The following is a 13981-nucleotide window of genomic DNA, read 5'->3' on the forward strand; positions in this document are numbered from 1 at the left end:
CGATCCGTGGCATAACGTGCAGAGTTGAGTTCGAGAGGCCTTGATGAAGATCGCAGGCGATACCGGAACGATTTCATCACGAGAGCGCTTCCTTGAAGCGATCGTGCAAAGCGCGATCGATTATGCCATCATTTCCATGGATCTGGACGGCCTCGTAACGAGCTGGAACGAAGGCGCCGTAAAGATACTGGGCTGGAAGGCCGAGGACATGATCGGCAAACCCGCCACCGTTTTCTTTACGCAAGAAGATAGGGAAGACGGCGTTCCGCAGAAGGAGATGACCGCAGCCCTGAATAACGGTCGGGGAAGCGATGAGCGATGGCATTTGCGCGCCGACGGCACGATATTCTGGGCCTCAGGCGAAATGATGACGTTGAGAGACGCCAACGACAAGACTATCGGTTTCATCAAGATCCTTCGCGACAGGACCGAGGAACGTGAGCGGGCGGAGCGTGAGCGCCTCCTTATGCATGAACTTGCCCACCGTATGAAGAATACGTTGTCCGTCGTCCAGGCGATCGTGACGCAGTCTCTGCGCAATGCCGCATCGCTCGGCGACGCGAGCGACAAGCTTCAGCTGCGAATTGCAGCCTATGCCAAAGCCCATGAAATCCTGTTGCAGCGAGACTGGGTAAGCGCGACAATGGCAGACGTCGTGACGGCTGCCAGCATGAATATCGGTTTGGATGGGAGTTCCCGGATCAGCGCAGATGGACCTGATGTTCGGCTCGGCCCCCAGGCCGCTCTGTCGTTTGCAATGGTTTTTCATGAACTTTTGACGAACGCTTCAAAGTACGGAGCCTTGTCAAACGAAGAGGGGCATGTCGAAATTTCCTGGGACCTAGAGCACCGCGATGGAACAGAGACCCTCATGGTGTGCTGGCGGGAGACAAATGGCCCGCGCATCGCTAGTTCGAAACCAGACCGCAAGGGTTTTGGTTCACGCCTCATCGTTTCCAGCCTGCAAGCCTTTGGGGAGGCGTCCGTCTCCTATCTGCAGGAGGGGTTTGTCCTCCTTGCCGCCCTACCACTCGCAAAAATTCAGCTCCAAAGCGACTTGTCGGCAATCGAAACCGCGCCGAAAGCTTAACATCGAAAACGATCACAACCGGACCGCCTGATCAAAGATCGATAAAGCTGACGGACTGCATCCATGATGACGAAACGATTGATTGCCAAAACCGGTGAATGGGTTCACTGTATATCTTCCAGCAGCAATTTTACGGGCGCTGCTGTTTAAGGGTTTAATGCCCTGGCCCCAAAACGAGGAGGACACCGTGTCTTCCCTATTCCGCCAACCGAAGACCGATTTCGCCACCGTTGCCGGTTACGTCGTGTCCGTCGCGAGCCTTTTGGTAATCATCTACATTCTGACTGCTGGATGGTTCTGATGGTCTCCCAAGCGGAGATGAGGGGAAAGCGGTGCTCAAAATGACCGAAAGAACCACGGAAACCGAAATCACATTCACGCATCCGTTTCATCTGGAGTCCCTGTCGGAACCCCTGGAAGCTGGCACCTATCGCCTGGTCGCAGACGAAGAACTGATAGAAGGCCTGAGCTTCACGGCATATCGAAGGGTGGCGGCCCATCTCGAGATCCCCGCGATCTCGGTCACCGTCAACAGGCGTCAGTTTCTCCAGGTGTCACAGCAAGAGATCGATGCGGCGTTGGCAAGCGATGGAACAAGCTCTAGCGTCACCCGCATTGTTTGAACCGACACCGAACCGGGAGCGCGCGCCGCCACCTGAAGGTCGCTAGCAGAAGCGGTGCGGCCTCGCCATCCTTGGTGGCCTTGACCTGCCAGACACCCTCGTCGTCCAGCATCAGGCCGGTGACTTCCGCATGGCATGCTTCCGTCGTGAGTTCCTGGGTGAAGCTGTTGGGGCCTTTTCCTTATCATCGGCGCTTTCATGGCATCGGCTGCCGCCATTCTTGCGGACAATGATGAAGCAGCCGTCAGCGTTGCATACCAGGCAATCTGGAAGCCGTCCGTCGCGGAACGGCTTCTTTCCAATCATGGATGCAACATTTATTGTGCAGCGCAGCAACCTTATTGCCGCGGAAGGGTTACAGGATATGCGGCCAATCCGGCGCGCCACCTGGAGTCCCTCATGAGATCGCTATCCGATACGCTCGAAAGACTCGCACGGCTGCGCGCCGTAAAACCCGCAACGCCGACCGGCTCCATTCTCGAGAAGCTCGATCATTTCGGCACAAACCCAGGCGCTTTGGCGGCTTGGCAGCATGTGCCGCAACAGCTACCGGCATCACCGGCTCTCGTGGTCGTGCTTCACGGCTGCACGCAGACCGCCGCCGGCTATGATACCGGCTCCGGCTGGTCGGCGCTAGCCGAGGATTACGGCTTCGTATTGCTCTTTCCCGAACAGACCAGGCAAAACAACGCTAATCTTTGTTTCAACTGGTTCAGTGCAGCGGACACCCAGCGGGACCGGGGCGAGGCGATGTCGATCCGGCAGATGATCGCCACCGTGGTCGCTGAACGCGGCATTGATGAGCGCCGAATCTATATTACAGGTCTATCGGCCGGCGGTGCGATGGCGAACGCCATGTTGGCCTGCTACCCGGAAATCTTTGCCGGCGGCGCCATCATTGCCGGCCTGCCCTACGCCGCTGCCTCGACGGTCCCCGAAGCGTTTGACCGCATGCGTGGTCACGGTCTTCCGGGCACCGGCAGCTTGCAGGCAAGCCTGCGCGACGCATCGCATCATGACGGCGTCTGGCCGACGGTGTCCGTCTGGCAGGGAACAAGCGACAACACCGTTGTCCCGGACAACGCGGCCGCAATTGTCGCGCAATGGCAGGGCGTGCATGCCGTTCATGAACAGCCAAGTCAGGTCGAGACGATCGGTCGAAACTTGCGCTCCGTTTGGCGCGACGATCGGGGCCTGGAGGCAATCGAACTCTACACTATCTCCGGCATGGCGCACGGTACGCCGATCGATCCGTCCAGTGGATACGGCAGGGCAGCCCCCTTCATGGTTGACGTCGGTGTTTCCTCGACAGAGCAGATCGCGAGAAACTGGGGCCTCGCCGCCTCGTTCGAGCGCCGCGACCGACCGACCGCAGCTCCCTCCCAAGAAGGAACGACCATGCAGCACTCCTCATCCGACGGCGCTCACAACGGTATTCAGTCCATTATCGAGAAAGCACTGCGTTCCGCCGGCTTGATGAAGTGAGGTTAGGCTCAGCTGTGCGGGTTTGTTTTCCAGACATGCGGGCATTCATTTCACACCCCATGATCTGGAGCTAGATGGCGACTCTACCGCTTGGCAGCGCTGCTTAACACACACCCCCTGAAGCAACTGGCTCCCGCATCTTCTATCCGGGACTTGGAAAGCTTCCGCTTGCCCTCTACACTTGCCGTGCGGCGGAATGCCGCGACCGGGAAGGTGGGGAGGAGCCCGCATTTCGTGACCTATCGTGTGATCATGGCGGTCTCTGCGCTGTGTGTGCTCGCCTATGTCGTCGTTGTGCACGGTGACCGGCTGGCGACGCGCAGCTATCTGGACGAGGCATCGCTTCAGGCCGGATCGGCGTTGCGGCTGACGGTCTCGGCGCTCAGCGGCCATCTCAGCCGCTATGAGCCGCTACCGGCACTGATCGCCGACCATGACGACATCAAGGAACTCGTCAGCGACCCTGAAAATGCGACGCTGGTCGAGAGGGCAAACCTCTACCTCAAGGAGATCAACGCGCTTCTGGAATCCTCGGATATCTATGTGATGACGATGGACGGGGCGACAGTGGCCGCAAGCAATTTCGACGCGAAGGCCAGTTTCATCGGCGAGAACTTCAGCTACAGGCCATACTTTCAGGAGGCCGCGAAAGGCGGCCAGTCGCGTTTCTACGCGCTCGGAACCACCTCCCTGAAGCGCGGCTATTACTTCGCCTCGCCCGTCCATGTCGGCGAGACGATCCGCGGCGTTATCGTGTTCAAGGTGGATATAGACACGATCGAAACCTTCTGGCGTGGCGGCGAATACAAGATTCTCGTCTCCGATCCGGAAGGCATCATCTTCATGACGGGCAGCCCGGAATGGCTGTATTCGAGCCTGCTGCCTTTATCGCCGGACCGGCTGGAGCGCACGCAAGTATCGCGCCGTTATGCGGAGGCGGTGCTGAAACCGCTGCCGCTCAAACACGGCGATCTCGGCCATCATGAACTCTTGACCATTGCGGATGGCGGTTCGGCGCGGGAATATCTTGTCCTGTCGCAATACATGCCGCAGGCCGACTGGACGGTCAGTGTGCTGATGGACACCGGGTCGGTGCGCAGCCAGGCGCGGACGATGCTGATCGCCGTCGTCCTCTTCCTCTGCCTTGCCGGCCTTGCGCTGGCGATCGTCCTGCAAAGGCGCGCGCGCGCCAGCGAACGTCTGCGCATGCAGATCGAGGCGCGCAACGAGCTTGAGCGGCGGGTCGAGGAAAGGACGGCGGATCTTGCTCACGTCAACCGGCAGATCGAGTTGGAGATTGCCGAACGACGGCTGACGGAACAGGAACTGCGAAAGACGCAGGCCGATCTCATCCAGGCAGGGAAGCTCGCCGGCCTCGGCCAGATGTCGGCTGCCCTGTCTCACGAGTTCAACCAGCCACTCGCCGCAGCCAAGACCTATGCCGACAGCACCGCAATGCTGATCGATCGCGGCCGCATCGAGGAAGCGCGGGACAATGTTCGGCGCATTTCCGGCCTCGTCGACCGAATGGCTGCGATCGGTCGTCACCTGCGCAACTTTGCCCGCAAGCCCAACGAGAAGCTCGGTCCCGTTCCGGTCGAAACCGTCGTCGGCGACACGCTGGAGATCGTTGCGGCACGCCTCAAATCTGCCGATGCCCATCTCGATATCGATCTCGGTGGAAAACCCCTCTGGGTCCTGGCCGGGTCGGTGCGACTACAGCAGGTGCTGGTCAACATCATCACCAATGCCGCCGATGCCGTCGAAGGCTTGGATGACCGCCGCATCGAGCTTGCCGGCAGCGCGGAGGACGGCAAGGTGATCCTGACGGTCCGTGATCATGGTCCGGGAGTTCCCGCCGCAATTTCCGAGCGGATCTTCGATCCCTTCTTCAGCACCAAGGGCGTTGGCCGGGGCCTGGGGCTTGGTCTGTCCATTTCCTACAACATCATCAAGGATTTCGGCGGCGGTCTGTCCGTATCCAACCCGGCCGATGGCGGCGCGGAATTCCGTGTCGAGCTGGATGGCGCACTGCCCGCACAAGAGGCGGCCGAATGAGCCGGATCCTGCTGATCGACGACGAGGAGGAGATGCGTCGTTCTTCCGCCCAGGCTCTGGAGCTTTTCGGCATGGAGGTCGATACATTCGCCAGTGCTGAACCGGTGCTTGAGCGCGTCGGCTACGGTTTCGACGGTGTCGTGGTCAGTGATATCCGCATGCCCGGCATGGACGGAATGACGCTCCTTCAGCGGGTGCGCGAGCTTGATGCCGAGATACCCGTCATTCTGCTCACAGGCCATGCGGATGTCCAACTCGCGGTGACGGCCATGCGCGCAGGGGTCTACGACTTCCTCGAGAAACCGTTCACCGCGCAACATCTGGCCGGCATCATCCGCCGCGCGATGGACCGCCGCAGCCTCGTTCTGGAAAATCGGCGTCTGCGGGCGGTTGCCGGCAAGCGAGACGATATAGAAGCCCGTTTGCCTGGCCGTACGCAGGTCATGGTCGATCTGCGCTACAGCCTTCGCGCGATCGGCGCCACCGATGCAGACACGCTGGTGATAGGCGAGACGGGCGTCGGCAAGGAGGTTGTCGCCCGGGCCCTGCATGATATCAGCGCCCGGGCCGGCCGACCGCTGATCGCCATAAACTGCGCGGCGCTGCCGGAAAACCTGATCGAAAGCGAGCTTTTCGGCCATGAGGCCGGCGCCTTTCCCGGCGCCATCCGGCCCCGCTACGGCAAGTTCGAGCATGCGCGTGGCGGCACCATCCTTCTCGACGAAATCGGCTCCATGCCCTTCGACCTTCAGGCGAAGTTTCTGCGCGTTCTGCAGGAGCGGGTGATCAGCCGACTTGGCTCGAATGAAATCGTTCCGCTCGACGTCCGCTTCATCGCCACCAGCAAGGTTGATCTGGAGGCAGAGGTTGCGGCCGGACGGTTCCGCGCCGATCTGCTCTACCGCCTCAACGTCGCCACCCTGCATGTGCCATCGCTTGCGCAGCGTCGCGCCGATATTCCGCTGCTTTTCCTGCAGCTCGTGCGCGAGGCCTCAGCCCGCTACGGCCGTGCCGACATGGAGGTGCCGCCCGATGTGATCACGGAGGTAGCGGGCCGCAACTGGCCGGGCAATGTCCGCGAGTTACGCAATGCCGCCGATCGGCTCGTGCTCGGTCTCGATCCCCAGCGCGAAGAGACGCAATTCGAACCGCAGCGTCTGGCAGACAAGGTGGCGGCCTATGAGCGCAGCGTCATCGCGAGTGCGCTTGCCGCGCATGCCGGCCGCATCCGGCCGGTCTATGAAATGCTCGGCATTTCCCGCAAGACGCTGTACGAGAAGATGCAGAAATACGACCTCGACAAAAAGATGCCCTTCACCGACGAGGATTACACGGGATAGGATGAAAGGCGCAATGGGTGGAAATCCACCCACATCCATGCCCGTTTGTTTCCATTTCGACCCATGCTGCGGCGCATGCAGGCAGAAAAAGCCCTGCGTCAGTCGAACCGCGATTGCCCGCAGCCCCTCCCGCTTCGCAGATTGAGACATCACGACCGGTGAGGGAGGAGCCACGCCGGCGGGAAACGTTCATCCGGGAGGATTTCGATGAAGTTTATCAGTGCCATGCTCGGCATGTCGGCTGCTGCCGCCTTTTCAATGGTCCTTGCGCCGGCGATGGCGCAGACCTATCCCGAACGCAACATCACCATGGTCATTCCCTTCTCGGCCGGTGGCCCGACCGATACGGTGGCCCGCCTCGTCGCGGAGTCCATGTCGAAGGATCTTGGCCAGCAGATCATTGTCGAGAATGTCGGCGGCGCTGGCGGCACGCTGGGTGCCGGCAGGGTCGCGCAGGCAGACCCTGATGGCTACACCATCCTCTTGCACCACATCGGCATGGCGACCAGCGCCACACTCTATCGTAAACTCGCCTATGACACGCTGAACGCTTTCGAATATGTCGGGCTCGTTACCGACGTGCCGATGACCATCGTCGCGCGCAAGGATTTCGAGCCGGCCGATCTCAAGGGTCTGGTCGAGTACGTCAAAGCGAACAAGGATACGGTAACCGTCGCCAACGCCGGCATCGGCGCCGCCTCGCATCTTTGCGGCATGATGTTCATGAGCGCGGTCGAAACACCACTGACGACCGTGCCTTACAAGGGCACGGGCCCGGCCATGACCGATCTTCTCGGCGGCCAGGTCGACATCATGTGCGACCAGACCACCAACACGACGAAGCAGATCCAGGGTGGCACCATCAAGGCCTATGCGGTGACCTCGCCGGCACGCCTCGATGTGCTTCCCGACGTGCCGACCGCTATCGAAGGCGGGCTTGCCGATTTCCAGGTCGGCATCTGGCATGGTGTCTATGCACCGAAGGGCACGCCGGCAGAGGCCACCGAACGCCTGTCGAAGTCGCTGCAGGTCGCGCTGAAGGATCCAAACGTCATTGCCCGTTTCGCGGAACTGGGCACGGTGCCTTCGCCGGAAAGCGACGCGACGCCAGCAGCGCTGAAGGCAAAGCTCGAAAGTGAGATCGCGCGCTGGAAGACCGTCATCGAAGCCGCCGGCCAGTACGCCGACTGAGGACGTCTCCCGATCCGGGCGGGCCGCGTGGTTTCCTAGCCGCGTGGCCCGTTTCCCCAAAGAGCGGCATCCTTCCGGTCGAGAACAGGAAACACCATGAAATCGCTGGCAGTTGACACCACCAATGCGCTTTGCGGCGCGATCTTCATCGCTCTCGGGGCTTTCTTTGCCTATCAGAGCTTCGAACTCGAGCTTGGTACGGCCTTGCGCATGGGACCGGGCTATTTTCCCTTCGTGCTGGCGCTGATCCTGGTGCTGCTCGGCATCGTCATTCTCATCCAGTCGGTGCGGACGGATAGCGGACCATTGGGACCGATCGCGCTGCGCGGCATGCTTTTCATCCTGCCGGCGCCGATCTTCTTCGGGCTGACCGTGCGCGGCCTCGGTTTCGCGCCGGCGCTCTTCTTCTCAGCCCTGATCGCCGCTTTTGCGTCAACGCGGATGCGGCCTCTCATGGGTGTTGTTCTTGCTGCTGCCGTCACGGTCTTTTCGGTCGCGGTCTTCAGTTATGCGCTGGGCCTGCCGTTTGAACGTTTCGGCCCCTGGGTGCGGTTCTAGGAGGCGACCATGGATCTCATCAGCAATCTCGCCCTCGGTTTCGCTACCGCCGCCTCTCCGGCAAACCTGCTCTTCTGCCTCATCGGCGTGCTGCTCGGCACCCTGATCGGCGTCCTGCCCGGCATTGGCGCCACGGCGACCATCGCGATGCTTCTGCCTATCACCTTTCAATTGGAGCCTGTCTCGTCGCTCATCATGCTGGCGGGCATCTATTATGGCGCCCAGTATGGCGGCTCGACGACGGCCATTCTCATCAACATGCCGGGCGAATCCTCTTCCGCCGTGACGGCCATTGACGGCTACCAGATGGCGCGTAAGGGCCGTGCCGGCGCCGCGCTGTCGATTGCCGCACTCGGTTCGTTTTTCGCAGGCACGGTCTCCACTTTCCTCGTGGCGATCTTCGCCATTCCACTGACGGTGCTTGCTCTGAAATTCGGTGCGGCCGAGTATTTCTCCCTGATGATCGTCGGCCTCGTATCGTCGATCGCGCTGGCGCACGGGTCGATCGTCAAGGCACTCGCCATGGTGGCGCTCGGCCTGCTGCTCGGTCTCGTCGGCACCGATATCTATACCGGCACCCCGCGCTTCACTCTCGGGATCCGCGAATACGCGGATGGGCTGAACTTCGTTGCCGTCGCCGTCGGTGTCTTTGGCATCGCGGAAATCCTGCGCAATCTGGAAAGTGAGAAGACACGCTCGATTCTGATGGCGAAAGTCACCGGCCTTTGGCCGACACGGGATGATTTTCGCCGTATGGTCGCACCTGTCCTGCGCGGCACAGCGATCGGCTCGGCACTTGGCATCCTGCCGGGCGGCGGAGCCATTCTTGCCGCCTTCGCCTCCTACACGGTCGAAAAGCGCATCTCCTCGACGCCGCAGGAGTTCGGCAAGGGAGCGATTGCCGGCGTCGCCGGTCCGGAATCGGCAAACAATGCCGGTGCACAGACGTCGTTCATCCCCCTTCTGACGCTCGGCATTCCCGCCAATCCGGTCATGGCGCTTATGGTCGGAGCGATGATCATCCAGGGCATAGTGCCTGGACCGAATGTTGCGGTTGAGCAGCCGGCGCTCTTCTGGGGCATCATTGCCTCCATGTGGATCGGCAACCTGATGCTCGTTGTCCTGAACCTGCCGCTCATCGGCCTCTGGGTGAAGCTGCTGACGATCCCCTATTATGTGCTCTTTCCGATCATTATGGCCTTCTGCTCGATTGGGGTCTACAGCGTCAATTCCAATGTTTACGACCTCTATGCCGTCGCGTTTTTCGGGTTTGTCGGCTACCTTCTGGTCAAGCTGCGCTGTGAGCCGGCGCCGTTGCTTCTTGGTTTCGTGCTGGGGCCACTGCTCGAGGAAAACCTGCGGCGCGCCATGATCCTGTCGCGCGGCGATCCGACCACCTTCGTCACAAGGCCGATCAGCGCCATCCTGCTTTTGATTGCGCTCGCCGTGCTCGTCGTCGTCTTCCTTCCCTCGGTCAAGGCAAAGCGCGAGGAGGTCTTCCAGGAAGAGGATTGAGAACAGGGTTTTATCCCCGAATGGAGGGGTGGATTCCAAGGTGGCAGGCGGGCACGCGAAACGCCCGCCTGCATCGTTTGCAAGAGAGGAGAAACGCAATGAGAATGTCCAAACTGACGCGCCGCATGGCGCTCTCTGCAGGATTGTCGCTGCTGTCCCTGCTGGCTTTGAATGCGCCCGCCTTGGCGGCAGGCTTCCCTGAGAGGCAGATCACCCTTGTCGTTCCCTTCGCCGCCGGCGGCTCGACCGATGTGGTGGCGCGTATCATCGCCCAGAAGATGTCGGAGGATCTCGGCCAGCAGGTGATCGTCCAGAACGTCGCCGGCGCTGGCGGCAATCTCGGTGCTGACAACGTCGCCCGCGCGGATGCCGATGGTTACACGATCCTCATGGGCACCGTCGCCACCCATGCGCTCAACCCGCTCATCCTCAAATCGACGCCCTATGACGCGGAAAAGGATTTTGCTCCGGTTTCCCTGCTCGTCGTCGTACCCAACGTGCTCGTGGTCAATCCAGAGCTGCCGGCAAAGAATGTCGAGGAACTGCTGGCGCTGTTGAAGGGCGCGCCGGACCAGTACAGCTACGCCTCGTCGGGCAACGGTACGCCACTGCACCTTTCGGGAGAACTCTTCAAGCGCATGGCGGGCGTCGAGATGGTCCATATTCCCTATAAGGGAGCGGGTCCGGCCTTGAACGACGTCATTGCCAATCAGGTGCCGATCATGTTCGATAACCTGCCGTCGTCCTCCGGTCATATCAAGGCAGGCACGCTGCGCGCTCTGGCGGTTACGACGAAGGAGCGGGCCGCATCCTTCCCTGATATTCCGACGGTCGCCGAGTCCGGCATTCCCGGTTATGAAACCTATACGTGGAACGCTCTCTTTGCACCGGCCGGCACGCCCGCAGAGGTGATCGCCCGCCTCAATCAGTCTGCGAATAAGGCCCTGAAGGATCCCGCGGTCGCCGAGCGCATGAAGGAGTTCAGCGCCACCATCGTCGGCTCCACGCCGGAGGAGCTGGGCGCGCATGTGAAGGCCGAAATCGCCAAGTGGACGCCGATCGTCCGCGATGCGAAGATCCAGATGGATTGACCGGAACAGGTGCCTGGGGGACGGTGGTTTTCCGGGCACCATCGCCTATGGGCGTTTTTCTCGCAGCCGGATGCCGACCGCCGGTATCCCGGCGCGGTTGTCCACGGCAATGTACAGGTGATGCCGAAGAGCACGCCCGGCCGTGACGGTCCCGGAGGCTTATCAATCCTCGCTTACCCGTGGAAAGCTGCGGTTTACCTCTTCGTCATAAGGTGACGTTTCCCGGACGGGGTTGCTGCCGCAGCCCCAACTCTTTTTAGGCAATGTCGATGACCGATGCTCTCGATTCCGATATCTTCAACCTCGCGCCGATCGCCATGTGGATCGAAGATTTCAGCGGCGTGAAGGCGCTGTTCGAAGACTGGCGCGCAGAAGGCGTGACCGATATCCGGACTTTTCTGCGAGAGGATCGGGATCGGGTCATCGCCTGCTCGTCGCGGATCCGGGTTGTCAGCGTCAACGCCAAGACGCTGGAATTGTTCGAGGCCAAAGACCTTGGACACCTGACAGCCAACATTGCCGCGATCTTCCGCGACGACATGCTGGATACCCATATCAACGAACTGGCAGCGCTTTTCGATGGCGACCTTAAGTTTTCGAGCACCACCGTCAACTATACGATCACCGGCCGGCGGCTCGACATCCAGCTGCGCGGCGCCGTGCTGCCGGGTCATGAAAACACGCTCGGCAGGCTGTTGCTGACAACGGAAGACATCACCGCGCGCGAGGACGCCCGCCGCGCTGAAGCCGAGCAGAGGCGCCAGGCGGAGGGCGTTTTCGAGCACTCGCCCGTTTCTCTGTGGATCGAAGACTTCAGCCGCATCCGAACGTTGATTGAGGATATCCGCGATCGCGGCATCACCGATTTCCGCACCTTCATGGATGTCCATCCGGAGTTCGTGCACCAGTGCATGAGCGAGATCAGGGTGATCGACGTCAATCAGGCAACGCTTAATCTCTTTGGTGCGAAAGACCTCCGCGAGCTTCTGCAGCGGCTCGGCGAAATCTTTCGCGACGATATGGAAAAGCCGTTTCGCGAACAGTTGATGGAACTTTGGAACGGCAATCTCTTCCACCATCGCGAGGTGATCAATTACGCACTTGACGGATCGGAGCGCCACATACTGCTGCACTTTTCCGTGTTCCCGGGCCACGAGCACGATTGGTCGCGGGTTCAGGTAGCGCTTGCCGACATTACCGCGCGCAAGAAGGCGGAAGCCTATCTCGAATATCTCGGCAAGCACGATGTCCTGACCAAGCTCTACAACCGTGCATTCTACGCCGACGAGATGAACAGGCTTGAGCGGAAGTCTCTGAGGCCGGTCTCGGCCGTCGTCATCGACCTCAATGGTCTCAAGGCTACCAATGACCAGTTGGGCCATGATGCAGGCGACGGCCTGCTGCGCCGCTTCGGCGAAATCCTCAACGGTGCGGTACACGCACCGAACCATGCCTGCCGGATCGGCGGTGATGAGTTTGCGGTTCTGTTGCCCGGCGCGGATGCGAAAGCGGCCGGCACGATGCTAGAAACGATCATGGAGTTGTTGAGGATCAACAACCAGTTCTACTCGACCGCGCCGCTGAGCATGTCCTATGGCGTTGCGACCAGTGAGGCCGGCGAAACGATCGAATCCGTCATCAAGCGTGCCGATGCCTTGATGTACGAGTACAAGAGTGCGCATTATGCGACGATCGATCTCGGCACCGGCGTGTCACGAACGAAAACCCGAACACGGTAGAATGCCGACAGAAGCCATCCTTCAAGAAAGCGACCATGTCGCCACCCTTCCCGCGCGCCAGGGAAAACAGGGCCAGTCACTTTGATGCTATAGCGCCGGTTGGGGGTTACACCCTCAATGAAGCATTATTCCAGCGCTTCCAGACGAGGCTTTCAGGTTTCTCCCTGAAAGGCGAAGCGTATCAGACGCCTCTCGATGACCGATTGGGCCAGGGCGGTCGCCGATCGGTTGCAACCAATACAGCCACACGCGCGGCAAAGAGCGCCGAAAGGTGTACGCTCCTGATGCCCAAAATCGGGGAGCACCTCAAAACCGCCGAGGCTCTAATCGCCGCCGGGTGAAAGTTCAGTGGCAGGCCACAATGTCGCGATCGACGATATTCGGGCTGGGATCAGGCTGGTCGCGGAACAGAAACTGACATAGGCTTCGGCTGCAATTTTTACAGAAAATTAAGATGTTCACACCAGAAACTGGGCTCTTCCACTTCTAGGAGATTTGATTTGCCATTTTCGAGCGCGCCGGCCCTGGAAGAGTTTGTTAGCGAGGCCGTCGATTTGAGATCGGTGCCAACGCGGCGCTACATTGGCCCACATCCGTTTATGGAAAAGCTGCGCAAAGCGGTGCCATTTGATTTTTTTGCGGTGTCAGGGCTCGATCTGGACGGCTATCGCTTCGGTAGCGGACACTCCATCGACACTGATTTGCCGCCTGCATTTCTGGATGCTTATTACGGTGATAACCTTCTCAAAACTGACCCTTTTGTCCAGGCGTCAGTGACGGCAACCGAGGTCGTCATCGAAGAAAGGGTCTATGAGGAAACGCCACCGCCGCAAAGATTGATATATCTCGCACGTACCTTTGGGGTTTTGAATCGCACGCTGTTTCCGGTACGGCGAGGGGATGTTGTGTTTGGTGCCGTTACCTTTTCGAGAACGACGCCATTCGGCGACGATGAGATCAGCTTCCTGACCGACCAGGCCGAGGTGACGCATCGCGTGATTACACGCCCGATCATGGAGAAGTTCTCCGCGCAGACGATGAAACTGAGCGACGGTGAAATCGCCTGTTTGAGATACGCGAGCCTCGGAAAAACCACCGATGATATAGCGACGGCGAGCGGTTATACGCCCGACACGGTCAATAGCTATATCAAAACGGCCATCCGCAAGCTTGGCGCCTACAACCGTGTGCACGCGATTGCGGAAGCGATCAGACGTGGGATTATTCGATAGCACTCCCCCCGGCCTTTACTTTGGAACAAACGAAGGCTTCGCGCGCACTCCGCTGATAG

Annotated in this window: 11 protein-coding genes; all 11 read left to right on the forward strand. The window is 60.1% G+C overall.

What is annotated here, in order from left to right; translation table 11 throughout:
* Positions 1-43 precede the first annotated feature (43 nt).
* The 11 genes from MNR02_RS20595 (at position 44) to MNR02_RS20645 (ending at position 13922) form a co-directional block, all read left to right on the forward strand.
* Positions 44-1090 (forward strand): sensor histidine kinase, encoded by a 1047-nt coding sequence (locus MNR02_RS20595; RefSeq protein ID WP_241949144.1) that lies wholly within the window; start codon positions 44-46, stop codon positions 1088-1090.
* 341 nt (positions 1091-1431) lie between these two features.
* A complete protein-coding gene (locus MNR02_RS20600) occupies positions 1432-1713 on the forward strand; it encodes a hypothetical protein (RefSeq protein WP_241949145.1) in 282 nt (93 codons plus the stop codon).
* 399 nt (positions 1714-2112) lie between these two features.
* Complete coding sequence (locus tag MNR02_RS20605; RefSeq protein WP_241949575.1) at positions 2113-3198, forward strand: PHB depolymerase family esterase; 1086 nt, start codon at positions 2113-2115, stop codon at positions 3196-3198.
* A gap of 252 nt (positions 3199-3450) precedes the next feature.
* Positions 3451-5256 carry a sensor histidine kinase gene (locus MNR02_RS20610; protein WP_241949576.1) on the forward strand — a complete coding sequence of 602 codons (1806 nt, stop codon included), beginning with the start codon at positions 3451-3453 and terminating at the stop codon, positions 5254-5256.
* The gene (locus tag MNR02_RS20615) at positions 5253-6596 is read left to right on the forward strand and encodes a sigma-54 dependent transcriptional regulator (protein ID WP_241949146.1); all 1344 of its coding nucleotides are present in this window, start codon (positions 5253-5255) and stop codon (positions 6594-6596) included. The genes MNR02_RS20610 and MNR02_RS20615 overlap by 4 nt, the downstream gene beginning before the upstream one ends.
* A gap of 207 nt (positions 6597-6803) precedes the next feature.
* Entirely contained in the window at positions 6804-7787 is a 984-nt protein-coding gene (locus MNR02_RS20620; RefSeq protein ID WP_241949147.1) for a tripartite tricarboxylate transporter substrate-binding protein, read from the forward strand.
* A 96-nt stretch (positions 7788-7883) separates the two neighbouring features.
* A complete protein-coding gene (locus MNR02_RS20625; RefSeq protein WP_241949148.1) occupies positions 7884-8345 on the forward strand; it encodes a tripartite tricarboxylate transporter TctB family protein in 462 nt (153 codons plus the stop codon).
* A gap of 9 nt (positions 8346-8354) precedes the next feature.
* Positions 8355-9860: a tripartite tricarboxylate transporter permease gene (locus MNR02_RS20630; protein ID WP_241949149.1), complete on the forward strand. Its 1506-nt coding sequence runs from the start codon at positions 8355-8357 to the stop codon at positions 9858-9860.
* A gap of 98 nt (positions 9861-9958) precedes the next feature.
* Complete coding sequence (locus MNR02_RS20635) at positions 9959-10951, forward strand: tripartite tricarboxylate transporter substrate binding protein (protein ID WP_241949150.1); 993 nt, start codon at positions 9959-9961, stop codon at positions 10949-10951.
* Between the two features lie 269 nt (positions 10952-11220).
* The gene (locus MNR02_RS20640) at positions 11221-12690 is read left to right on the forward strand and encodes a sensor domain-containing diguanylate cyclase (RefSeq protein WP_241949151.1); all 1470 of its coding nucleotides are present in this window, start codon (positions 11221-11223) and stop codon (positions 12688-12690) included.
* Positions 12691-13190: 500 nt separating this feature from the next.
* Positions 13191-13922: an autoinducer binding domain-containing protein gene (locus MNR02_RS20645; RefSeq protein WP_241949152.1), complete on the forward strand. Its 732-nt coding sequence runs from the start codon at positions 13191-13193 to the stop codon at positions 13920-13922.
* Positions 13923-13981: the final 59 nt, after the last annotated feature.

The organism is Shinella sp. H4-D48 (assembly GCF_022637395.1).
Taxonomy (GTDB): domain Bacteria; phylum Pseudomonadota; class Alphaproteobacteria; order Rhizobiales; family Rhizobiaceae; genus Shinella; species Shinella sedimenti.